This is a genomic window from Anaerobacillus sp. MEB173, assembly GCF_052119505.1.
In the GTDB taxonomy this organism is placed as follows: Bacteria; Bacillota; Bacilli; order Bacillales; family JBJMAU01; genus JBJMAU01.
On sequence record NZ_JBJMAU010000018.1, the window covers coordinates 26,824 to 50,281 of the forward strand.

The 23,458-nt window shown below is 37.9% G+C and carries 24 protein-coding genes and 1 other annotated feature; of the genes, 15 read left to right on the plus strand and 9 right to left on the minus strand.

The features are described from left to right. The first annotated feature begins 62 nt into the window (after nt 1–62). Together ACJ2A9_RS20080 and ACJ2A9_RS20085 are read left to right on the plus strand one after the other, a co-directional pair. Complete coding sequence (locus ACJ2A9_RS20080; protein ID WP_441423473.1) at nt 63–848, plus strand: alpha/beta fold hydrolase; 786 nt, start codon at nt 63–65, stop codon at nt 846–848. A 24-nt stretch (nt 849–872) separates the two neighbouring features. Further along, nucleotides 873–1,934, plus strand: a complete 1,062-nt coding sequence (locus ACJ2A9_RS20085; RefSeq protein ID WP_441423474.1) for a tetraprenyl-beta-curcumene synthase family protein — start codon at nt 873–875, stop codon at nt 1,932–1,934. A 22-nt stretch (nt 1,935–1,956) separates the two neighbouring features. On the opposite strand, the gene ACJ2A9_RS20090 is transcribed toward ACJ2A9_RS20085, so the two are convergent. The 4 genes from ACJ2A9_RS20090 to ltaE all read right to left on the minus strand — a co-directional run bounded on the left by ACJ2A9_RS20090 (nt 1,957) and on the right by ltaE (nt 5,309). Further along, on the minus strand, nt 1,957–2,532 hold the full coding sequence (locus ACJ2A9_RS20090; RefSeq protein WP_441423475.1) for a beta-class carbonic anhydrase: 576 nt from the start codon (nt 2,530–2,532) through the stop codon (nt 1,957–1,959). 138 nt (nt 2,533–2,670) lie between these two features. Further along, a complete protein-coding gene (locus ACJ2A9_RS20095) occupies nt 2,671–3,243 on the minus strand; it encodes a class I SAM-dependent methyltransferase (RefSeq protein ID WP_441423476.1) in 573 nt (190 codons plus the stop codon). Then, nucleotides 3,240–4,208 carry a TIGR01212 family radical SAM protein gene (locus ACJ2A9_RS20100; protein ID WP_441423477.1) on the minus strand — a complete coding sequence of 323 codons (969 nt, stop codon included), beginning with the start codon at nt 4,206–4,208 and terminating at the stop codon, nt 3,240–3,242. Before ACJ2A9_RS20100 ends, ACJ2A9_RS20095 begins: the two co-directional genes overlap by 4 nt. 54 nt (nt 4,209–4,262) lie before the next feature. After that, a complete protein-coding gene (gene ltaE / locus ACJ2A9_RS20105; protein WP_441423478.1) occupies nt 4,263–5,309 on the minus strand; it encodes a low-specificity L-threonine aldolase in 1,047 nt (348 codons plus the stop codon). A gap of 472 nt (nt 5,310–5,781) precedes the next feature. Next, nucleotides 5,782–6,010, plus strand: a binding site (T-box leader). Between the two features lie 180 nt (nt 6,011–6,190). Here ltaE and leuS point away from each other — a divergent pair. Next, nucleotides 6,191–8,608, plus strand: coding sequence for a leucine--tRNA ligase (leuS, locus tag ACJ2A9_RS20110; RefSeq protein ID WP_441423479.1), 2,418 nt, complete (start codon nt 6,191–6,193; stop codon nt 8,606–8,608). 276 nt (nt 8,609–8,884) lie between these two features. On the opposite strand, the gene ACJ2A9_RS20115 is transcribed toward leuS, so the two are convergent. Beyond that, nucleotides 8,885–10,156 carry an NAD(P)/FAD-dependent oxidoreductase gene (locus tag ACJ2A9_RS20115; protein ID WP_441423480.1) on the minus strand — a complete coding sequence of 424 codons (1,272 nt, stop codon included), beginning with the start codon at nt 10,154–10,156 and terminating at the stop codon, nt 8,885–8,887. 138 nt (nt 10,157–10,294) lie between these two features. On the opposite strand from ACJ2A9_RS20115, the gene ACJ2A9_RS20120 reads away from it, so the two are divergent. The 3 genes from ACJ2A9_RS20120 (at nt 10,295) to ACJ2A9_RS20130 (ending at nt 12,962) form a co-directional block, all read left to right on the plus strand. After that, a complete protein-coding gene (locus tag ACJ2A9_RS20120) occupies nt 10,295–10,681 on the plus strand; it encodes a hypothetical protein (protein ID WP_441423481.1) in 387 nt (128 codons plus the stop codon). Between the two features lie 25 nt (nt 10,682–10,706). Then, nucleotides 10,707–11,108 carry a secondary thiamine-phosphate synthase enzyme YjbQ gene (locus tag ACJ2A9_RS20125; protein WP_441423482.1) on the plus strand — a complete coding sequence of 134 codons (402 nt, stop codon included), beginning with the start codon at nt 10,707–10,709 and terminating at the stop codon, nt 11,106–11,108. Between the two features lie 219 nt (nt 11,109–11,327). Continuing rightward, nucleotides 11,328–12,962 (plus strand): putative polysaccharide biosynthesis protein, encoded by a 1,635-nt coding sequence (locus ACJ2A9_RS20130; protein ID WP_441423483.1) that lies wholly within the window; start codon nt 11,328–11,330, stop codon nt 12,960–12,962. 21 nt (nt 12,963–12,983) lie between these two features. On the opposite strand, the gene ACJ2A9_RS20135 is transcribed toward ACJ2A9_RS20130, so the two are convergent. Together ACJ2A9_RS20135 and htpX are read right to left on the minus strand one after the other, a co-directional pair. Then, complete coding sequence (locus ACJ2A9_RS20135; RefSeq protein ID WP_441423484.1) at nt 12,984–13,250, minus strand: hypothetical protein; 267 nt, start codon at nt 13,248–13,250, stop codon at nt 12,984–12,986. A 194-nt stretch (nt 13,251–13,444) separates the two neighbouring features. Further along, entirely contained in the window at nt 13,445–14,329 is an 885-nt protein-coding gene (gene htpX, locus ACJ2A9_RS20140; protein ID WP_441423485.1) for a protease HtpX, read from the minus strand. A gap of 238 nt (nt 14,330–14,567) precedes the next feature. Here htpX and ftsW point away from each other — a divergent pair, with 238 nt between their 5' ends. From ftsW to ACJ2A9_RS20155, 3 genes are all read left to right on the plus strand, one after another. Next, a complete protein-coding gene (gene ftsW / locus ACJ2A9_RS20145) occupies nt 14,568–15,710 on the plus strand; it encodes a putative lipid II flippase FtsW (protein ID WP_441423486.1) in 1,143 nt (380 codons plus the stop codon). Nucleotides 15,711–15,932: 222 nt separating this feature from the next. After that, a complete protein-coding gene (rodA, locus tag ACJ2A9_RS20150) occupies nt 15,933–17,105 on the plus strand; it encodes a rod shape-determining protein RodA (RefSeq protein WP_441423487.1) in 1,173 nt (390 codons plus the stop codon). A 29-nt stretch (nt 17,106–17,134) separates the two neighbouring features. After that, nucleotides 17,135–17,848 carry a pseudouridine synthase gene (locus ACJ2A9_RS20155; protein ID WP_441423488.1) on the plus strand — a complete coding sequence of 238 codons (714 nt, stop codon included), beginning with the start codon at nt 17,135–17,137 and terminating at the stop codon, nt 17,846–17,848. 84 nt (nt 17,849–17,932) lie between these two features. Here ACJ2A9_RS20155 and ACJ2A9_RS20160 read toward each other — a convergent pair whose 3' ends face one another. Both ACJ2A9_RS20160 and cysK read right to left on the minus strand, forming a co-directional pair. Continuing rightward, the gene (locus tag ACJ2A9_RS20160) at nt 17,933–18,151 is read right to left on the minus strand and encodes a DeoR family transcriptional regulator (RefSeq protein ID WP_441423489.1); all 219 of its coding nucleotides are present in this window, start codon (nt 18,149–18,151) and stop codon (nt 17,933–17,935) included. Between the two features lie 285 nt (nt 18,152–18,436). Further along, the gene (gene cysK / locus ACJ2A9_RS20165) at nt 18,437–19,375 is read right to left on the minus strand and encodes a cysteine synthase A (RefSeq protein ID WP_441423490.1); all 939 of its coding nucleotides are present in this window, start codon (nt 19,373–19,375) and stop codon (nt 18,437–18,439) included. Nucleotides 19,376–19,552: 177 nt separating this feature from the next. On the opposite strand from cysK, the gene ACJ2A9_RS20170 reads away from it, so the two are divergent. From ACJ2A9_RS20170 to ACJ2A9_RS20195, 6 genes are all read left to right on the plus strand, one after another. Beyond that, on the plus strand, nt 19,553–20,206 hold the full coding sequence (locus ACJ2A9_RS20170) for an HAD family hydrolase (protein ID WP_441423491.1): 654 nt from the start codon (nt 19,553–19,555) through the stop codon (nt 20,204–20,206). A 46-nt stretch (nt 20,207–20,252) separates the two neighbouring features. After that, nucleotides 20,253–20,816: an RNA 2',3'-cyclic phosphodiesterase gene (thpR, locus tag ACJ2A9_RS20175; protein ID WP_441423492.1), complete on the plus strand. Its 564-nt coding sequence runs from the start codon at nt 20,253–20,255 to the stop codon at nt 20,814–20,816. Between the two features lie 89 nt (nt 20,817–20,905). Then, complete coding sequence (locus ACJ2A9_RS20180) at nt 20,906–21,268, plus strand: CidA/LrgA family protein (RefSeq protein ID WP_441423493.1); 363 nt, start codon at nt 20,906–20,908, stop codon at nt 21,266–21,268. Next, nucleotides 21,269–21,958, plus strand: a complete 690-nt coding sequence (locus ACJ2A9_RS20185) for an LrgB family protein (RefSeq protein ID WP_441423494.1) — start codon at nt 21,269–21,271, stop codon at nt 21,956–21,958. It begins immediately after the preceding gene. A 67-nt stretch (nt 21,959–22,025) separates the two neighbouring features. After that, nucleotides 22,026–22,967, plus strand: a complete 942-nt coding sequence (locus ACJ2A9_RS20190; protein WP_441423495.1) for a nuclease-related domain-containing protein — start codon at nt 22,026–22,028, stop codon at nt 22,965–22,967. A 155-nt stretch (nt 22,968–23,122) separates the two neighbouring features. Next, nucleotides 23,123–23,455: a type II toxin-antitoxin system HicB family antitoxin gene (locus ACJ2A9_RS20195; RefSeq protein WP_441423496.1), complete on the plus strand. Its 333-nt coding sequence runs from the start codon at nt 23,123–23,125 to the stop codon at nt 23,453–23,455. Nucleotides 23,456–23,458 lie beyond the last annotated feature (3 nt).

Sequence of the window (23,458 nt, forward strand, 5' to 3'; positions counted from 1 at the left end):
TGTGAGTAGTGTTGGACATTTTCAATGAATGAAGTTTGTAATTAAAGGGGGAAAATAGAAATATGTGGAAGTGGGAAAGTGATGATCCAAGAGGGGTATTTATTATTGTTCATGGTGCAGGTGAATATCATGTCCGATATGAATGGTTAAAAACTAAACTAGTAAATGAAGGTTTTCACGTGATTCTCGGTGATTTGCCAGGGCAAGGGAAAACAAGAGGAATAAGAGGGCACATTAAAACGTTTGATCAGTATATTGAAACGATTGAAAGTTGGTATGAAGAAGCAAAGAAATACAAATTACCCATTTTTTTATTAGGACACAGTATGGGTGGATTGTCTGTGATTAGAACATTGATGGAAAAAAAATTAGCGATTAAAGCTGCCATCCTTTCGTCACCTTGCTTAGGTCTCGTGAATCCCCCTGGAAAAGCAAAAGGGGCATTTGTTAAAGCTTTAAATATCGTAACTCCTTCTGTTCGCTTTAACTCTGGACTGCCACCGGGATCAGGGACAAGGAGTGAAGAGATGCGACAAAGAGATTTAAAAGACCCACTCTTAGTTAAAAAAGTGTCTGTTCGCTGGTATGCAGAACTTTCGAAAGCAATGAAACTTAGTCATCAGCATGTAGAAAAGTTTCCGAACGTACCATTACTCGTACTGCAAGGCGGAGAAGATTTAATTGTAAAAAAAGAGGAGGTTAAAAACTGGTTTAATCATTTACGTATCGACGAAAAAATGTATAAAGAATGGCCAGGACTCTATCACGAAGTATTCAATGAGCCAGAGCAGGAAAAAGTATTCCAATATCTACGCTACTTTGTTGATTTACAACTTCATCAATTTTAAATTTTCAAAAAAGGGGGTGAGTTGTTGAAGGTACCAAATCGTCCGTTATCATTAATGATGGGGATTTATCGTCAAGTATTGCCTGCTGTACATGAGTATTTATATCAATGGAAAGAAAAAGCACGTTTAATTCCTAATGAAGAGCTCCGTTCACAAGCATTAATGAGCATTGAGACAAAGACCTTTCATTGTGAAGGTGGAGGTGTCTACGGCTTATTAGCTGGAAAGGAGTTACCTAAGGTTATTGAATTTATTGTTGCTTATCAAACGATTAGTGATTATTTAGATAATTTATGTGACCGAAGTACATCGCTTAATCCAACAGATTTTCGTGCGTTACATGCTTCAATGCTCCATGCATTAAAGCCGGGTGCACAAACAGAAAATTATTATCGCTACCGTAATGATCAAAATGATGGTGGTTATTTAGAAAAACTTGTTAAGACATGTCAATCTATACTTATGACTCTTCCTTCCTATGAAAAAATTGCCCCTGCACTGCTTGAATTGGCTCAATATTACTGTGATTTACAAGTACATAAGCACGTGAGTTATGAAGAGAGGGTACCACGCTTAGAAGCATGGTTTCAAGAATATGAAGACAATTTGCCGAAGATGAACTGGTATGAATTTTCTGCTTGTACAGGTTCTACACTAGGTATCTTTTGTCTTGTTGCCTATGCAACGGCAGAAACTCTCTCAAATGAAGATGTAGCAAAAGTAAAAGATGGATATTTTCCATGGGTTCAAGGTTTACATATTCTATTGGATTATTTTATTGATCAGGAAGAAGACCGTTTAGGCGGTGACTTGAATTTCTGTTTTTACTATAGAGATAGAGCCCATTTAGTTGAGCGGTTAGAACATTTTACAGAAAAAGCAGATGAAAGCATTCGCAACTTACCGGACGCAAGCTTTCACTATATGATCAATAAAGGTTTACTCGGGATCTATTTAGCAGATGAAAAAGTCCGTAGTCAAAAGGAAGTTAGAAAGATTGCTAAGCGAATTCTTCGACTTGGAGGAGGAGCAACATTATTTTTTTATTTTAATGGCTGGTTGTACAGAAGAAAAAAAAGTAGCTAAAGGGCAGAGCGATTTCTGCCAGTTAGCTACTTTTTATTAACTGATCATCTTTTAAAACCACATCTAATTTTCCGGTTTCAGGGCAAATGACTAATCCGTGCACAGGAACTCCTTCAGGAAGAAGCGGGTGATTTTTCACCATATTGACACTATGACGTACGCTTTCCTCAACACACTTAAATCCAGTTAACCATTTTTTCGTATCAATACCTGAGAACTCAAGTGTATCGAGCTTCTCCTGCGAGACTCCACGCTCTTTTACTTTCTCTAAGATCGAACTGGACTCAAGACCAGCCATTCCGCAGCCGTGGTGGCCGATAATACAAACTTCATCAGCTTTTAGCTCATAAATAGCAACTAGTATACTGCGCATTATACTTCCAAATGGGTGAGAGATAATAGCACCAGCATTTTTTATAATTTTGACATCTCCGTTTTTTACATTCATTGAACGTGGGAGTAATTCTACTAATCGTGTGTCCATGCATGTTAAGATGACCATTTTCTTGTCAGGGAATTTCGTTGTACGATATTGTTCGTATTTTCGTTCGCGGACAAATTCTTCATTGAATTCCAAAATTTCATCAATAATTGACATACAGTCCCTCCGTTTACTGCCATGTTGGCAATTTCTCCATCCCATGATATTCTCTCTGTGAAATTTTATATTTTTTAAAAATTTAAAAAATACCTTAATTTATTTTTATGTCAATCATCGAGCAATGTCAAGTGACGATTATCTTTTTTCAACAGCAATAATAAATGGAGGATTATTTGTTTGATTAATAAATTGATAGTTTAATACATGAACCAACTTTTGATCGAGTGACGTTACATAGTCAAGTAATTGGTCACGCTCTATTTGTCCTTCAGGATGACCGTGGTAAATGACAAGTACGAGAATACCTTCCGGAGCCATCATCTCTATAATTTGCTCCACGGCAGAAATCGTTGAGACTGGTGTTGTCACAATTTCTTTATTGCCTCCTGGTAAATAACCGAGATTAAAGATCGCGCCCTTTATTTTTCCATGATAAGGAGAAGGGATGAGCGACTTGGCTTGGTCATGACTAGTTTGGAATAATGTAACTTGGTCAGAAAATCCTTCATTTGTTAAACGCTCTTTTGTATTGGCAATCGCCTGTTCCTGGATATCGAATCCAAAAACACGGCCATTGTCTCCAACTATTTTTGCAAGATAAAGCGTATCGTGACCATTTCCTACAGTTCCGTCAATCGCAATGTCTCCTTCTGAAACAGCTGCGTCAATAAGTTGTCTTGCAAAGGGTAAGATTCCTTTTAGTTTCATAATTGATCGATCACTTCTTTTTGATAAAATTTGCCTTGCCAGCTGTTGCGTCGCTTCAATTCTGCTTCAATTCCATTTAGAATTTCCCACTTTTTCATGCTCCACATTGGTCCAATTAAGAGGTCAGCAGGTCCGTCTCCTGTTAGACGGTGAATAATCATATGTGGAGGGATGAACTCAAGCTGGTCGACAACGAGGTTAATGTACGTATCCATGTCCATGAATTGAAGAAGTCCTTTTTCGTATTGCTTCACCATTGGTGTTCGCTTCAACAAATGGAGCAAGTGAATTTTCACACCTTGAACATCTAATTTTGCCACTTCTTTCGCAGTTTCAAGCATCATCTCAGGGGTTTCCGTTGGCAGCCCGTTAATGATATGAGAACAGATACGGATATTATGCTTTCTTAATTTTTCAACACCTTCTTTATAACAATTAAAATCATGGGCACGATTAATAAGTTGGGCAGTTTTTTCATGAACTGTCTGTAACCCTAATTCAACCCATAAATATGTCCTTTCATTTAACTCGGCTAAATATTCAACAACATCATCAGGCAAACAATCTGGGCGAGTTGCGATCGATAAACCGACAACACCATCTTGTTCAAGAATTACTTCATACATTTCTTTTAGTTGTTCGACAGGTGCATATGTGTTGGTATACGCTTGAAAATAACCGAGATATCTCCCGTTGGGCCATTTTTGATGCATTTTCTCTTTGATCGTATTGAATTGCGTAATTAAATCATCTTTGCGGTCACCGGCAAAGTCACCAGACCCTCGTTCGCTGCAAAATGTACAGCCGCCGCTTGCGACCTTCCCATCACGGTTTGGACAATCGAATCCAGCATCTAAAGGGATTTTAAAGATCTTTTCACCGAACTGTTGTCGTAAATGGTGGCTCCAGGAGTGATAGCGTTTATCGCCGAATAGTAAAGGAACAGTTTCTTGTTCGCAAGTCATAGTAAGCTCCTTTCATGGAAATGTAAAATGTAAAATTGAAAGAACAAAACCTTCTTATACAGAGACTTTTTCTGTATTGTTCTTTACGATTGATTGAACAATGTCGATCACTTTGTCTATCTGGTTTCGATTAACATCATAATGAGTCGTAAATCGAATTGTGTAGGGTCCAAAGGAGACTGCAAGGACGCCTTCTTTTTTTAATAGCTCGATAAATTGGGCAGAAGTTAAACCGAGCTGTTCCACATTTACTAAGACAATGTTTGTTTCAAGTTTATTTTCGAGCGTTATTCCATCACAGTCACGTAGTCCTTGAGCAAGAATTTGAGCATGCTCATGATCGATAGCTAAACGCTCGACCATTGTTTCTAAGGCAATCAGTGCAGGAGCGGCTAGTATTCCAGCTTGACGTAGTCCGCCCCCTAGACGTTTTCGCCATTTTCTTGCCTTATCTACAAATGACTGGCTTCCGGCAATTAGAGAGCCAACTGGCGCACCGAGCCCCTTTGATAAGCAAACTTGCACAGTATCTGTTTGGGCAGCAAACTCGTGAACTGGTGTATTCGTTGCAACAGCGGCATTAAATAATCTTGCTCCATCTAGATGTACTGGGATGTTGTGTTCTTGTGCCACTTTATAAATTGTTGCCATATTCGATAAAGGAATAATCGCACCACCAGCACGGTTATGCGTATTTTCTAAGCAAATTAACCCTGTTTCCGGAAAATGAATATCTTCTGTCCGTACTGCCTCTTCAATAGCTGTTGGATTCATGGCGCCACGCACGCTTTCGATCGTTCTCGTTTGCACTCCTGCAAATGCCGATATCGCTCCGCCTTCATAATAGAAAATATGGGAATCCTTTTCTAAAATTACTTCATCTCCACGCTTACAATGGGTTAAAACAGCAATTTGGTTCCCTTGTGTACCGCTCGTTACAAATAATGCAGCTTCTTTTCCTAAAAGTTCCGCAGCTTTTTCCTCTAATCTATTTAAAGTTGGATCTTCTATATAGACATCATCACCAACTTCAGCTTCAAACATTGCTTTACGCATTTCAGCGGTTGGCTTTGTCACTGTATCACTTCGTAAATCAATCACTATTCCCGACTCCTTTCAGACAATATTCTACAAGTCTTTAACTTTATCATGGTATCACAAAACTTCATATTAAACATGTAGTTCTCATTTCCATTTTGTTGATAAAAGTATCGTTAAAGTTTAATGTTCATTTTTGGCTCGTTTAATCGAAAGTATTGAAAGACCTCGTAAAGAGAACATAACTTTTCTCTTTACGAGGTCTTTCAATACTTTCGAACCTTTCAGTACCTGAAAGGCGTGTGAATGAATAATTCACACGAACGAGCCAAAAATGAACATTAAACTTTAACTAAGTTTTAAAAGTAAGAGTTATTTTTGAATGATTATGCGTATTTTTTTAAAAAAAATTGGCTAAAATGTGTTAAGAGTCTTGACATAATATCGACAAATTTCATACAATACCAATTAATGAAACATTTTTTGAAAGACTGTTCAGTCGGTTTGTGTAGATGTGAACAATAGTGAAATTTTGGTAAAAGCAATGATGAGGAATAGTAATGGAATTTCGTGTTTAGAGAGTTGACGGTTGGTGCAAGTCAATCATTGGAATCCATGAACTCGCCTTTAAGTTGCAAGGGTGAACATTGAGTAACTCTTGCCGTACTCCGCGTTAAGGAACTAGAGTGAGTGTAGAATTTCTGCACTAATTTTGGGTGGTACCGCGGGAAATATCAATTTGTGATCAACCTCTCGTCCCTAACGATAACGCTAGGGGTGGGAGGTTTTTATATTTAAAAAACAAATTTAGAATTTAGAATGTATAATGTAGAATTGTTTGGGCGAAATCGTGGAAGTTTTTAAATAAACTTCTTAGGAATTGCTAGCAAGTAATTCTAAATTCTAAATTCTAAATTCTAAATTAAGTCTTGGAGGGTTTACATATGGCGTTTTCTCATAAGGAGATTGAATTGAAATGGCAGAAGTACTGGGATGAAAACAAAACATTTAAAACGGATGAGGATTACACGAAAGAAAAGTTTTATGCGCTTGATATGTTTCCGTATCCATCAGGTGCTGGTTTACACGTAGGGCACCCTGAAGGGTATACTGCAACAGATATTTTATCTCGTATGAAGAGAATGCAAGGGTATAACGTTCTTCATCCAATGGGTTGGGATGCATTTGGACTGCCTGCAGAGCAGTATGCCCTAGATACAGGGAAGCACCCTCGTGAATTTACGCAACTAAACATTGATAATTTCCGTCGTCAAATTAAATCATTAGGATTTTCATATGACTGGGATCGTGAAGTCGATACAACAGATCCAAAGTATTACAAGTGGACGCAATGGATTTTCTTACAACTCTATAAAAAGGGACTCGCTTATGTTGATGAAGTGGCTGTAAACTGGTGTCCGGCCCTTGGAACAGTTCTTGCAAATGAAGAGGTTATTGACGGAAAAAGTGAGCGTGGGGGACACCCGGTAGAACGACGTCCAATGAAGCAATGGATATTGAAAATTACTGAATATGCTGATCGTTTACTAGAGGATCTTGAAGAATTAGATTGGCCTGAAAGTATTAAAGATATGCAACGCAACTGGATTGGCCGCTCTGAAGGTGCTGAAGTTGTCTTTGACGTAGACGGCCATGATGAAAAGATTACGGTATTTACAACACGACCTGATACATTATTTGGCGCTACATATGCTGTTCTTGCACCTGAACATAAGCTTGTTGACAAAATTGCAACAGCAGAGCAAAAAGAAGCGGTTGAAGCATATAAGAAAAAAGTAGCAACGAAAAGTGATTTAGAGCGTACCGAGTTAGCAAAAGAAAAAACAGGGGTATTTACAGGGGCGTATGTCATTAACCCTGTAAGTAATGAAAAGTTACCGATTTGGATTGCAGACTATGTATTAGTAAGCTATGGATCAGGGGCAATTATGGCTGTACCTGCTCATGATGAGCGTGACTATGAATTTGCAAAAACATTTGATCTTCCAATTACTGAAGTCGTTTCAGGCGGAAATATTGCGGAAGAGGCTTACACTGGTGATGGCACATTAGTAAACTCGGGATTCCTGAATGGTTTAAACAAACAACAAGCCATTTCAAAAATGATTGACTGGCTAGAAGAGAATGGCAAAGGTAATAAAAAGATTACGTATCGTCTTCGTGATTGGCTCTTCAGTCGTCAGCGTTACTGGGGTGAGCCGATTCCAATTATCCATTTAGAAGATGGTACGATGAAACCAGTTCCAGAGGAAGAGTTACCGCTGGTTCTTCCGGAAATGGATGAAATTAAGCCATCAGGAACAGGGGAATCACCGCTTGCCAATGATGAAGAATGGCTCAATATTATTGATAAGGAAACAGGATTAAAAGGCCGCCGTGAAACAAACACAATGCCGCAATGGGCAGGCAGCTGCTGGTATTACCTGCGTTACATTGACCCGCATAATGACAACGCACTGGCTGATCGTGAAAAATTAAAGCATTGGCTACCGGTTGATATTTATATTGGTGGGGCAGAGCATGCTGTTCTTCACTTACTGTATGCAAGATTCTGGCATAAAGTCCTTTATGATTTAGGTATCGTACCGACAAAAGAGCCGTTCCAAAAGCTTTATAACCAAGGAATGATTCTTGGCGAAAACAATGAGAAAATGAGTAAATCAAAAGGTAATGTTGTCAACCCTGATGATATTATTGAAAGTCATGGTGCGGATACATTACGTTTATATGAAATGTTCATGGGACCGCTTGATGCTTCGATTGCATGGTCAGAAAACGGCCTTGATGGGGCGCGTCGCTTCCTAGATCGTATTTGGCGTTTATTCGTAACAGATGAAGGTACATTAAACCCAGCAATCACAGCGGACAATGGTGACGATGCGTTTGTTAGAGTGTATCACCAAACAGTGAAGAAAGTGTCTGAAGATTTTGCAGGTCTCCGCTTTAACGTAGGAATTTCCCAATTAATGGTCTTTATCAATGAAGGTTACAAACAAAAGCAGTTGCCAAAAGAAATGATGGAAGGCTTTGTGAAGCTCATTGCTCCAGTTGCCCCGCATATTGCTGAAGAACTGTGGGAGAAGCTAGGTCACACAACGACGATTTCCTATGAGGCATGGCCTGCATTTGATGAAAGTTACCTTGTGGAAGATGAAATTGAAATTGTTGTTCAATTAAATGGTAAGGTGAAGGCAAAGCTTGTTATTCCTAAGGATGCTTCAAAGGACCAAATGGAGGCCATCGCAATGGCTGATGATAAGGTGAAAGCAGAGCTTGACGGAAAAACAATTCGCAAAGTGATTGCTGTTCCTGGCAAACTAGTTAATATTGTTGCAAACTAATAAAGAGAAAATTTTGAAAAACACCCCGAATGCTAGAAATACTAAAAATTCGGGGTGCTTTTTCTTTTGTGTATAAAAATTATAAAAATCAGAAATATTAAACAACAGACTGTGTATAAAACTGTGGATAACTATGATTATTGTGGATATACTTGTGTGTAACTATAATATTTACCCACAGTGCAATAAAAATATCGTAAAAAACCTTTAAATACGACAAAAAATATTCACAACTTGTACATATTTTTATCCACAGGTTGTGTACAAGATTGTTGATTATTGTGACATTACTTGCATGCCCGCAGAGTGCCCAGCTGTATACCCTGTTGAAAACGCAACTGTAATATTAAAACCGCCAGTATAACCATGAATATCAAGGACTTCTCCACAGAAATAGAGGCCAGCTTTTTTCTTCGATTCCATTCTCTGTGGAAAAATCTCCTTCACAGATACCCCGCCACCAGTAACGAAAGCGTCTTCGATTGATAATGTTCCATTTGCGGAAAGTGTGAAGTTCTTAAGACTGCTGGCGAACTGCCGTATCGCCTCATGAGAAAGGTTTGGATAAATCGTTGTTGGATCTAGGTTAATCTTATCAAGTAAAAAAGTGAGTAGTCGTTCTGGCACATAGCCTTTTAGAACATTTTTAATCGATTTTTTTGGTTCTGCTTCGGCCATTTTTTTCACTTCTTGAAAAATCATGTCCTCAGATTTTGCTGGCAAGATATCAATATTCATGATGATACTGTCTGTGGAAAACTTTTGTAAAGCTTTCACAACAAATTGACTGCAGCGTAATACCGCAGGACCTGAAATACCAAAGTGGGTGAAAATCATATCGCCTTCATGAGTGATAATCGTTTTTCCTTTAGGATTGATTACTGATAATTCTATATTGCGAAGTGATAGCCCCTGTAATGTCTTTTTCTTAATAAACTCTTCATTAGAGGTAATCGGAACTTCAGTCGGATAGAGCTCTGTAATTGTATGCCCTGCTTTTTTTGCCCAAGGATATCCGTCACCGGTAGAGCCGGTGTGTGGAACACTCTTGCCGCCAACAGCGACAATGATGGCTTTGGCATTGATGTTATCCCCATTTTTCAATGTTACCCCCAATACTTTTTCATCATCATAACGTAATGTTTCCACAGCTGTATTTGTCTTGATCGTTACCCCTAGTTCCCGAACTTTATTAAGAAGCGTATCAACGACCGTTTTTGCTTTATCACTTACTGGGAACATTCGGCCGCGGTCTTCTTCTTTTAACTTAATTCCAAGACCTTCAAAAAATCGAATAATATCCTCATTATTAAATGTCGCGAATGGACTGTGCATAAAGCGGCCGTTCCCGGGAATATGCTTAATCAGTTCATTGACATCCATTCGATTTGTGACATTACATCTGCCACCCCCTGAGATTGCTAGTTTTCTGCCTAATTTATCACCTTTATCAATTAAAAGGACCTTTGCTCCTTGCTCTGCAGCAGCAATTGAAGCCATTAATCCAGAAGGACCTCCACCGATAACAATCACGTCAATATTTTTCATTTCTTACCACCAACTTCTAAAATAGTTACACTTATTAAGATAGCATGCTCACCTTCAAAAGGAAAATAAACCTCATGGGAGAATTTTCTAGGTTTTTTTTGTTAAAATAATGAAAGAAAGAGTAAGGAGCTGGTAGTTTTGGTAAAAAAGTATGAACCGACGATATCGGAAGGGGTTTATCCAAGTGATGGAGGATGGTCAAAGGATAATGGCCGGGATATTTTAATTCTATCGATCCCTGAGTTTGCTGATCTAATGAATATCGAGTATAACAGTTATCATTATGCATGGCTGTACGATAAAAATCTCAATGCGTATATTTTTTGCTTTCGACTTGATCATGGTGAGGAAAGAGCCGTTATTTTCCATGCTGAACATGCAGGAGTTCTATTAACAGAAGAAATGGCATATCAGTCATTTCAGATAGCGATTACAGATGCTTCATTTGAAAATCTAACAGAAAAGACAAGTTATTTACTTTTGAATGAAATTGAATTACAGCGGGAGTTAGCTGCTGGGTGGTAAAAATAAATAAATGAGGTGAGCAAAAATGTTAGTTAGAATGGGTATAAAAACAACAAAAAGAGATGAAATGATCGATATTACATCTGAGATACTGCAAGCGATTAATGAGCAGCATGTTGAAAATGGGATTGCTGTTGTTTATTGTCCTCATACAACGGCCGGAATTACGATTAATGAAAATGCAGATCCAGATGTGAAACGCGATATGATTAGAAGGTTTGATGAAATTTACCCATGGTATCACCAAGAGGACCGTCATGCAGAAGGGAATACTGCCGCACATTTAAAAGCAAGTACGGTCGGTTCCTCGCAAATGGTTATTATTCAGGAAGGAGAGCTTGTTTTAGGTACGTGGCAAGGGATTTACTTTTGTGAATTCGATGGGCCGAGAAACAGAAATTTTTACGTTAAAATTATACAGGACTAGGACTTGCATTTTTCTAATTCTTTTAATTGAAGTCCTTTTATATCCTACATCAGATAATTTGTGGTAAAATGCTTAAGGAATTTAGAATTTAGAATTAAGAATTAAGAATTTAGAATTGGCTCTAGCTAGTCAACGAAGTATTTGACATCATTGAAACTCTTACAAATAATTCTACATTCTAAATTCTCAATTCTAAATTAATATAAAGAAGGTAGGATTATGTCCGATTCAAAATTAGTAAGAGGCACGTTAATTCTAACGGCTGCCATTTTTATTTCAAAAATTTTGGGATTAATTTATATATTCCCGTTTAAAGCGATTGTCGGCTTAGAAGGATTGGCATTATATAGTTATGGATATATCCCTTATACTGTATTGTTAAGTGTTGCGACATTAGGGGTACCATTAGCTGTTTCAAAGTTTGTCTCTAAATATAATGCATTAGGAGACTATCATACCGGAAGACGATTGTTTAAATCTGGTCTTGTTGTGATGTCTGTGACCGGGGTCATTGCCTTCCTCATCCTTTTCTCATTAGCACCACTGATTGCAAATTATGTGATTGATGGGAAGGAGTTGCATGGCAATACGATAGAGGATGTTATTTTTACGATTCGGATGGTGAGTACGGCTTTACTTGTTGTGCCGATTATGTCACTGATCCGCGGTTATTTTCAAGGCTTTCAATCAATGGGGCCTACAGCCGTTTCACAGGTTGTTGAACAAATTGTCCGTATTGTTTTTATTTTGCTGTTAACATTTATAATTGTGAAAGTGTATGAAGGCAGTTTAGGAATTGCTGTTGGGTTTGCGACATTCGGTGCTTTTGTTGGTGCACTTGGCGGTTTGGCTGTCTTGCTAATTTATTGGTACAAGCGAAAAAGTGGTTTGGATCAACAACTGCAGCAGAGTACTGTTGACAACAAAATCCCACTGTCTAAAATGTACCGTGAACTTATTTCCTATGCTCTGCCACTATCCTTTGTAGGATTGGCGATACCACTATACCAGTTAATCGATATGTCAACGTTTAATAAAGCACTAATGAATATAGGTTACAGTCAAATTGAAGCAGAAAATGCATTTGGGGCATTTACACAGGCTGCTCATAAATTAATCTTAATTCCTGTAGCACTGGCAACTGCCTTTTCATTAACATTGTTGCCTACGATAACGAAATCATTTATTGAGGATAATTTTAAGAAACTGCAAACGCAAATAACACAAACGTATCAGATTATTTTATTTCTAACTGTACCAGCAGCAATCGGTCTTTCCATACTGGCCTATCCTGCGTATGGAACGTTATATGGTTTAGAAGATATGGATGTTGGTGCAAACATTTTACGTTACTATGCTCCAGTGGCGATTTTCTTTTCGTTATTTACAGTAACTGCCGCTATATTACAAGGATTGAATCAGCAAAAATTTGCCGTAATTTCCTTGATAGCAGGATTAGTGATGAAACTAGCATGTAACAGCTTACTCATTGGGCAAATGGGGGCAACTGGTGCTGCTGTAGCAACGGGTGTTGGATATGTAACGTCGATTGTCATTAACGTTTGGGCGATAGGGAAATATGCAAACTATCAATATAAGTTTATCGTCAAGCGTTTTTTCTTAATTATGATTTTTGCTTTATGTATGACGATCATTGTTATTGTAACGAATATAGGGATTCAAGCGCAGTTCCCATTAACGAATCGCTTGAATGCAACGATAAGTTTAATCATCTCAGTTCTAATTGGGGCTGGTTTCTATATGTATGTTAGTATTCGTTCGCACTTAGCCGGACAAATTTTAGGAAACCGGTTTAAGTTTTTAAAGCGGAAAAGGAAAAAAGAAGGTTCATAATGGAACCTTCTTTCTTTTGCCTTAAAAGTCATCTTCAGTAGTCCAGCCACCAAATCCTAATCGCTGTTCAACACGACGAAGACGGCGGTTTAAACGATTTAAACGGCGTGTATTTTGTTCTACTTGTCTTTCTAACCGTTCAACACGACGCTCTAATCTTCTATCTGCTCCAGGACCACCCGGGAAACCAGGACCACCAGGGAAACCCGGTCCACCGCCAGGTCCTCCAGGAAAGCCAGGGAAACCAGGAAAACCTTGTCTGTAATAGTCTAATTCGTTGTTATACATATGATAAGATCGCTCCTTACTCTAGGTTAATTACTTACGTTTTTAGTCTATGTAAGAAGGGGGCGGAATGGATGGGTGAGGGCCCAGGGAATTAAAAATGTAAAATTTAAAATGTAAAATGGGTTTAGAGTTTAGAGTTAAAAGTTGAAAGTTAGTTGAACAAAAAAACTCCAGCTGGGGCTGGAGTTTTTGGGTTAGCTTTCTTGTAATTTTCTGATGCGTTCTTCAAGTGGTGGGTGACTTGCAAATAAGGAGGCTTTTTTGGCACCACTGATTTTCATTGATGCATAAGCTGTGTCGTCTTCTTTAATAAGATTTGTCGTGCGTTGGAGTGATTGCAGGGCGTGGATCATTTTGTCTTTTCCAGCAAGATCAGCTCCGCCTTTGTCTGCGTGATACTCACGGTAACGCGAGTAGGCCATGACAAGAATACTTCCTAAGATTGAGAAAACAATTTGGAAGACAATAATCGCAACGAAATGAACAATATGAGCGATTTCTTCACGTACAAATCGTGCTACGACAAATGCAGCGATACGAGCAAAGAAAACAACAAATGTATTGATAATACCTTGTACAAGGGTCATCGTCACCATGTCACCATTGGTAATATGTGCGACTTCATGGGCAACAACACCTTCAACAGCATCTTCATCCATTGTTTGTAATAGTCCTCTCGAAACGGCAACAAGTGAACGCTTCTTACTCGGTCCTGTAGCAAAGGCATTTACCTCATTAGATTCATAGATACCAACTTCTGGCATATGAGTTAATCCAGCACTGCGAGATAAACGATGGACCATTTCTACTAATCTAGCTTCTTCAGAATTTAAGTGGCCTTTGTTTGGATCTAATACACGTACTTTCATCATCCATTTGGCAATGATGCGTGAAAGGGCCAATGATATAAATGAACCGGAAAAACCAACGATAGCTGAGAAAACAAGCAATGATGCTAAGTCAATCGTACCCGCTTGAAGATTCGTTCCAGTAGTAACTCCAAATACAGTCATGGCGATCATAATTGTTGTTAATACTAAGATGTTTACGCCAATAAATAATAAAATTCTTTTACCCATTTTCCATATCAACCTCCTAAAATGATCATTCAATATATAATTTTATCTCATTTTCATGCATAAATACAACTATTATGATCAAGATAATGAAGATTGATAGATAAATATGCCTAACTCTTTATTATTCTCGTTTCTGAATTCATCTCTCTTCCTCTCTATTATTCGGTTTGTTATAATAGAAGTTAGATTCATTTTTAAAAACAAATAATTAGAAGGCTTACATTTATATGGAGGGGCCATGAAAAATATGATCACCAAAAATAATGACTGGATTTTAATAATAAGTACTCTATTATTGTGTGCTTTCGGCCTTATAATGGTATATAGTTCCAGTTATGTGTTGGCTTATGATAAGTTTGATAATTATCGTTATTTTTTTGATCGACAATTACAATGGCTTGTGCTTTCATTACTAATGTTTTTTTTCCTTATGTTTTTTCCATATCGGGTTTATAAAAAGCTTTCCCCGCTCATTATTTTATTATCGATATTTGCGCTTATATTAGTATTAATTCCTGGAATCGGGATTGAGCGAAACTTCTCACAACGTTGGATTGGGATAGGACCATTGACGATTCAGCCTTCTGAACTCGTAAAGCTAGGAATGATCATTTATCTTGCACAAGTGTATTCACAAAAGCAAGCGTATATTGGGGACTTTACTCGTGGTGTTATGCCGCCGCTCATTATTGTTGGCTTTGTGTTTTCATTAATTATTTTGCAACCGGATTTAGGGACCGCGACTTCGATTTTACTAGTAGCAGGACTGATGGTGTTTTGTTCAGGTGCACGTATGATTCACTTAATCGGACTTGGTTTGGTTGGTGGCTCAGTCTTTACGATTTTAGCAATCTCTGCACCATATCGCTTGGAGCGGTTAACGTCATTTAGCGATCCGTTTGATGATGTTTATGGTTCAGGACATCAATTAATTAATTCTTATATTGCGATTGCCCATGGGGGATTGTCAGGGACTGGATTTGGACAAAGTGTTCAAAAGTTGCTCTATTTACCTGAGCCACATACTGACTTTATATTAGCTGTGATCTCCGAAGAGTTAGGGATATTTGGTGTCTTATTTGTATTCGGATGCTTATCGATTATTTTCTTTCGGGGTATTGTGATTGGAACACGTTGTAAAGATGCCTTTGGCAGCTTATTAGCGTTTGGAATTGTTTTTCAGTTGGCAATTCAAGTTGTTTTTAATGTTGGAGCGGTCTCAGGATTACTGCCAATTACAGGGATAACGTTACCGCTTGTAAGCTACGGGGGCTCGTCGCTGCTCATTACGATGATGTCCATCGCCATTTTGGCTAATATTTCAAAATATAACATGATACAAAGAGCGAAGAAAACAACTGCAGAAAATGTACCTCTATGATTACATCAAGTACATAGAGGTTTTTTTCTTTACTAATAATTTCTTTTGTTAACACAAATGAACTATGCTAACATAAGTAAGGTTACAATTAATAATTAAAAATTAATAATTAATAATTATTAAAGTATGTTTCAATTGATCTAGGTAAAGAAAACTACAGTGAATTTACTAAAACAATTATAAATTATTAATTCTAAATTGCTTTTCGTCGGAGGAACAAACATGGAGGAGCGGAAATCATATTTTCAACAATTAGACTATACGCTGTTGTTTTTGTTGTTTTTATTAATGTGTATTAGTTTATTAGCGATATATAGTGGTTCGGGTCAGTATTTTTCCAGTGATCCAACCTATTTTGTAAAAAGACAGATTATTTGGTTTATCATTGGTGTTTTTCTCATGGTTTGCGCGATGCTCATTGATTATGATCTGTTTAAAAGCTTTTCAATCCCGTTATATATAATAGGCATTGTGCTGTTACTTGCTGTAAAGTTTTTTGGAATAGAAAAAAATGGTTCCCAACGGTGGATCGGGCATGAACAGTACTTTTTGTTTCAGCCTTCAGAATTTGTTAAAATCTTTGTCGTTATTATCCTTGCTCATTTGGTTTATCGAATGACAATGGAACAGAGGGAAAAGAGCTTTAGAGACGACTGCATTGTTGTTGGTAAAGTATTTGCTGTTGGTTTTCCACCATTTTTCCTAATTCTTGATCAGCCAGATCTTGGTACAGCGTTAGTTATAGCTAGCATCATGCTAACAATGGTCCTTATGTCAGGGGTTACATGGCGAATGATCGGTGCAATCGGTCTTAGTGGTATTGCCGGTATCCTCGGTTTAATATGGCTTCATAATCATAATTTTGCTCTTTTTAGCAAAATTATTAAAGCTCACCAAATGGAACGTATTTATGGTTGGTTAATGCCGCGTGAATTTCAGGATGGATATGGATATCAGTTAGTTCAAGCGATGCGAGGGATTGGATCAGGTCAATTGTATGGCAGTGGCTATATGCAAGGGGTGCAATCACAAAGTGATCGAGTCCCGGAAATTCATACTGACTTTATTTTCACAATCATTGGGGAAGAATTTGGATTTATTGGAGCGACGATCTTAATTATTATTTATTTTCTTTTGTTCTATCGAATGATTTTAATTGCCTTTAGCTGTAATAACTTATTTGGCAGTTATTTAGTTGCCGGTGTCATAGGTTTACTTGTCTTTCAAATTTTCCAAAACATCTCAATGACTATTGGCTTAATGCCGATTACTGGTCTGGCATTGCCGTTTGTCAGTTATGGTGGTAGTGCCCTATTGACGAACATGATTGCTATTGGAATTGTCCTTAATGTTAATATAAGGACACGACACTATATGTTCGGTACAGAGGAGTAATAAAATTCAGTGAATGACGGAGGTAAATGATGCGTATTGACAAACTACTGGCAAATAGTGGCTATGGAACGAGAAAAGAAGTAAAACAACTGTTAAAAAAAGGAGTAGTTTGTGTTGAAGGAGTTCCTGTAAAGGATGGAAAAACTCATGTGGAACCAACAAATCAAAGCGTAACAGTTCATGGTGAAGAAGTGCATTATCGTGAATTTATCTATTTAATGATGAATAAGCCGCAGGGTGTGATTTCTGCTACAGAAGATACAAGAGATGAGACTGTTATTGACCTTTTAGAAATTGAGGATGCTGTCTTTGAACCATTTCCAATCGGTCGCCTTGATAAGGATACAGAGGGGTTCTTATTAATCAGCAATGATGGAAAACTTGCCCATCAGTTACTGTCACCGAAAAAACATGTACCTAAAACGTATATTGCAACAGTGCGAGGTGAGGTTACAGAAGCTGATGTTGAACGGTTTAAAGTAGGTGTTACGCTAGATGATGGCTATGTAACAAAGCCCGCTGTTCTTGTCATTAAGGAATCCGGTCCCATTTCACAAATTGAACTCACGATTACCGAAGGAAAGTTCCATCAGGTGAAGCGAATGTTTGAAGCTGTTGGAAAAAAGGTTACGTATTTAAAGCGAATAAGTATGGGACCACTGGCTCTAGATGAAACGTTAGAGCTTGGAGAATATCGGGAGTTAACCGATGAGGAAATTGAATTGTTAACGAGCTTATATTAAGCTTGCACCAAAAAAATCCCACAGAAGCTTCTCTGTGGGATTATATTATATAGACGTTTTTTATGTTTATTTATAGTTTTTTGCTTATGATATCTTTGTTTTTTTGTCAGTCACGGCCCAATGACCTCTGCTTGGACTATGAACTAGATTATTAAAGTCTAGCACATTAAGATCTCTTTGGATCGTCCTCTGTGTGATCCCAAATTCTTCAACTAATTCATTCGTTGTGACGGTCCCCCTTTTTTTAATATATAGGTAAATGGACTTGATACGGGTCAGCATACGATCAGTTGAAGGTTTCAAAAAATCACTCCTTAAATTGATTTCTAGAGTAGACCATACTCTAAGATTGTTAGTACAAGACTAAGTTGTGATTGCTTTGTTACTTAACAATTTGTATATCTTATGTTCGATTAGGGGCGAGTATTAACATGAAAATAATTTGTACCTTTTCCAATATTTTCACATTAATTACCTCCTCATGTTTTATTGTACAATAATTCTCTCTTTTTGGCAAAGCCGTGTCGAAAAAAAACATGCCTATGATGATAAATCATAGACATGCATTCCAAAGGTATACTATGCTTTTTACTTATTTTCAAAGCTAAACAGATCTGTTGATAAGTACCGTTCACCAGTGTCACAAGCGATACAAACGACAACATCGTCTTTGGAAAGTCGTTTTGCCACTTCAATGGCTGCAAATGCTGCCGCACCCGATGAAGGACCGACTAAAATCCCTTCTTCTCTAGCTAAGCGTCTGGTAATATCGTATGCTTGTTCATCTTTGATCGCTAGAATTTCCCCGTAGACATTCACGTTTAGGATCGGTGGCACAAATCCAGGGCTTGTTCCTACAAGCTTATGTGGCCCAGGTTTTCCACCAGATAGAACAGGAGAACCAGCTGGCTCGACGACGTGTATTGTTACATCAGGATAGAACTCTTTTAATGCCTCGCCTGTCCCGGTAATTGTTCCACCGGTTCCTGAAGCAGCTACAAAAGCACTTAGTTTTTTGCCCAGTTGGTCCATCGCTTCTTTAATCTCTACAGCAGTCGTGTGGCGATGAGCATCAGGATTGGCGTCATTTTCAAATTGCATCGGCATGAAGCTATTCGGGATTTCCTTCACGAGTTCATGGGCTTTATCAATGGCACCGGGCATTTTTAAATCACCTGGTGTTAAGACAACCTCCGCACCATAAGCTTTTAAAATATTAATCCGTTCTTCAGACATTGTGTCTGGCATAACAAGGATGGCCTTGTAACCACGTGCAGCGGCGTTCATTGCTAACCCTATCCCGGTGTTACCTGAAGTCGGTTCAATAATTGTTGCACCTTCCTTAATTAGTCCATCCTTTTCCGCTTGGATGATCATGTTAAAAGCAGCTCTATCCTTTACACTTCCGCTTGGATTGAACATTTCTAATTTAAAATAGACGGTAGCTCCATTTGGATCGGGGGTATGATTAAGTTTTACAAGTGGAGTATTACCAATTAGTTCAGCAATATTATTAACTACGCGCATGACAACACTTCCTTTATTAATAATTGTATATAGTTTACCATAGGTAATAGCATTAATCCTATCTTTTAAATTGGTTATCATTTTTGACATGAAATTTTGGATAGGTACGATATAATGAGCTGTAAGAATAGTATAAGCGGAATAATCACTTGTTAGTAAAGGAAAAGGGGGAGTAATATGGTTACAAAATATCAAGGAATTTTATTTGATATGGATAATACGATATTATCTTCAAAAATAGATTTTAAGCAAATGAAACAAGACTGTATCTCTGTCTTAGAAAAATATGGAATGCTAGAGTATCTAAATCACTGCAAGCACAGCACGACAGCTCAATTATTAGAGCTTGGAAAAGAAATTGAGCGAAATAAGGGGGAACAAGGAATCGTTCGTGATATGCTAGCTTTAATAGAGAAATGTGAACGAGATGGAATGAAAGATGCAAATTTAGAGAATGGTGCCGTAACAATTGTGGAACAACTAGCTAAAGAAAAAACGGTAATTATTGTGACAAACAATGCCACCGCACCGGCTCGTTATGCTCTGGAGAAGACAGGGATCCTTTCATATTTCAATGATGTGTTTGGACGTGATCGGTTGCAAGCGTTAAAGCCATCCCCACTCTCAATTGAAACAGTACTGTCGTTGTACCCCTCAATCGAAAAATCAAAGTGGGTAATGGTTGGTGATTCTTGGATTGATGGGAAAGCAGCCAATGAAGCTGGGATTGATTTTATAGCCTATCAAAGTAACGAAGACATGTTAAAGGAAAAAAAGGTGACTCCAATCGCAACGATTGATCATCTTGCAAAATTATTAGACCGAAATTGAGGAAATATAATGAATGACGGATAAGAAAAGTAAAGAGGGATGTAGTATGTCAAAAACGCATTATTTTCTAGCTTTGCCCCTTTCAGTAGAGGTTAGACAAACAGTAGCGCACTGGACAAATGAATTAAATCAAAAGTTAGCATTTAAAAGTTGGGTTCATCCAAGCGATTACCATATTACATTATTTTTTTTAGGTGATGCCGAGTTTCAGGTCCTTCAAACATTGAAGCGACAGCTAAAAGCAGTCGTTCAATATCAAGCGCCATTTGAATTACAAATCAATCAATTTGGAGTGTTTGGAAATGAGAGCAGTCCGCGGATTTTTTGGGCTGGTCTTGAAGAAAATGAACATCTGAAATCGTTTCAAAAGGTAGTGGCCGACATATGTCATGAAGCTGGTTTCAGAATCGAAGACCGCCCATATCGACCGCATATTACAATCGCCAGAAAATGGATTGGTGAATCGGCATTCCCTTCGCAATCCGTGAAAGAAATAAACGTTTCTCGGCACGAACAAGTCTCTTGGGCTGTAAAGGAAGCGGTATTGTATCAAACGCACTTGCGCAGAACTCCAAAATACCAACCTTTATCAGTATTTCCATTTCAGTAAAGTTAATTAGTAGCATTGGCTTCGTCTAATTATGTAAAGGCGAAGTCATTTGTGGTTTTGTTTGACTATAAATCGAGAGAAGGGTACGTATGAAAGTCTTGAAAATCATGTTACAAATCGGAATTCTTTATTGCTTTTATCTAATTGGAACATGGATACAAGCCGTGTTCTATTTAATTATTCCAGGCAGTATTATCGGAATGCTTCTCCTGCTATTATTCCTAGCTACAAAAATCGTAAAGACCCAATGGTTAGAATCAGGTGCAAGTCTCCTATTACAGCATATGCCCTTATTATTTCTGCCGGTGACAGTGGGGATATTAAATTATGTTGATGTATTTCGAGGGAAAGGGTTTTTACTAGTTATTATTTGTCTCATAAGTACGCTGATTGTCATGATCAGCTCAGCCTATACAAGTCAGTATCTTGCCAGCCGGAAGGAGGATCATTAAATGGGGTATATTGCGATATCGCTGATTACTATTATTGTAACTCTAGTGATCTATCATTTTTCTAAGAAATTGTATATGAGATTCCAATCACCTTTTTTACTTCCGTTATTAGTTGGTACAATCGCCATCATTCTTTTATTAGTTGTCCTTGATATTTCGTATGAAACGTATATGACGGGAGGACAATGGATTGAAAAACTATTAGGACCTGCTGTTGTTGCGTTGGCCTATCCGCTCTATAAACAGTGGACATTACTGAAGAAATACTTTATCCCAATCATTGCAGGAGTGACGGTTGGTGCAGTTATTGGTGTTACAAGCGGGTTTACGTTTTCGGTTTGGATGGGGATAGAAGAATTAACGGTTTATTCTTTAGTGCCGAAATCAGTTACAACGCCAGTAGCCATGGATATTGCGCATTCCTTAGGCGGCGCTCCGCCACTTGCATCTGTTTTTGTCATGATTGCAGGAATTGGTGGGGTAGTATTTGGACCTACGTTGTTAAAATGGTGTCGGATTCATCATTTTTTAGGAAAAGGGATTGGGTTTGGAAGTGCGTCTCATGCGATAGGTACGTCAAAAGCACTTGAGGATGGTGAGAAGGAAGGGGCAATTAGTTCAATCGCAATGACATTAAGTGCAATTGTCGTCTCAATTATCGGACCAGTAATTGTCTTACTTTTAAAATAGTAGGACAGAGTAAAGTATGCTATATTATAGAAAATGAAGACGTGACTGTTTGTATGGAGGTAGGACTGTGGCCCACTTAATAAAACTAGATGACTATGTCTCTCGCTATCAATTTGATATTTACCGTTACCCTAGTCAATATACGCGGTTAAAAAAAGAGCGTTGGGAACGACTTAAAGGAGAGTGGGAGAATGCTCATCAGCTTCCTAAAGTAGAAAAAGCAATCATTGGTGATCAAGTTGATTGGTCTGAGCAAAAGGAAGGTTTTTTTAAACGGACATTAAATAAATTAAAAAAGATTTCAAAGAAAAATAGATTAGAAGATTCTGCTAATGATGTGGAGTCTTATCGGTTTAAGTTTAAATCTATGGAAGAAGTTAAGAAGGTGTTTCTTGAAGAGTTGTTTGAATTTCAATTAAAATGGGCAAGTTCGTCAGTAGTTGAAATTTCACATATTGATCCTCGTTATTATGTGGATGAACAATTAAAATTCTTTGCGCAGAGAATTCCTGATAATTACTTTCTTTTGTATTGCCCGGTATTTAAAGTGAAAAATGCCCCGGTCGAATTGGATATTATTATAGTTGGACCAACAGAGATATGGTGTATTACAATACTGGAAGGAAGTGAACACAGTATTTTTCAAGGATCATCTGACCGTTTCTGGTTGGAGTTTGTTGGCGAGGAACAAAAACGCTTATTAAGTCCACTTGTTGCAGTGAATCGAATGTCATCGATTATTCAGCCTATCATTAAAGCGGCTGAACTAGAGATACCGATAAAAAGGGCGGTTGTTTCGCCGCAGTGTTTAATCGATTGTCAAACACAAGGGCTGGCAGTACAGTTTATTGATAAGCGGAATTTTCAAGAGTGGGTAGAGAAACTTGTTAAAAACCCAACACCAATAAAGCATGTTCAGTTAAAAGCTGCGCAACTTCTTTTAAGTCATTGTCAAACAACCGGCTATCGCCGCAGTGAGTTTTCCGATGAAAAACATGTTAGTGAATAGCAACGATTGAATTGTTCTTGAAAGAAGGGTATAATAAAGTATTGTGAGTTATAATAAGTTGAAAGTTGAATAAAGCAAAATAAATCCCCTCTAAATTTTTTTATATAGAGGGGATTGTATATGTAAATAAAGAAATCAGTTGAAGGGGAGATACGATGGAATGGAAAAAAAGTGTCGAATCAATGCCCCCTCTAACATCGTATACATGGTTGGTTCGGAAACAATTTGATTGGTGCGGCGGAATGGAATATTCCATAGAACTAAAAGAATTGGAAGGCTGCGTAAGCTATGGGTATACGATTGCAGAGGCAAAAAAAGGTTTACTCGATTCAGTAAAGGTATGGCTAAATGGTCATAACAATACTTTACCGGCGGCAAAGAATGAAACACATATTATTGTCATTGAACCAGATATGCATAAAGAAGAGTTTGATTACATCAATCATTCACTTCAACAATTAAAAGAAACCATCGAAGTAACACAATAATTG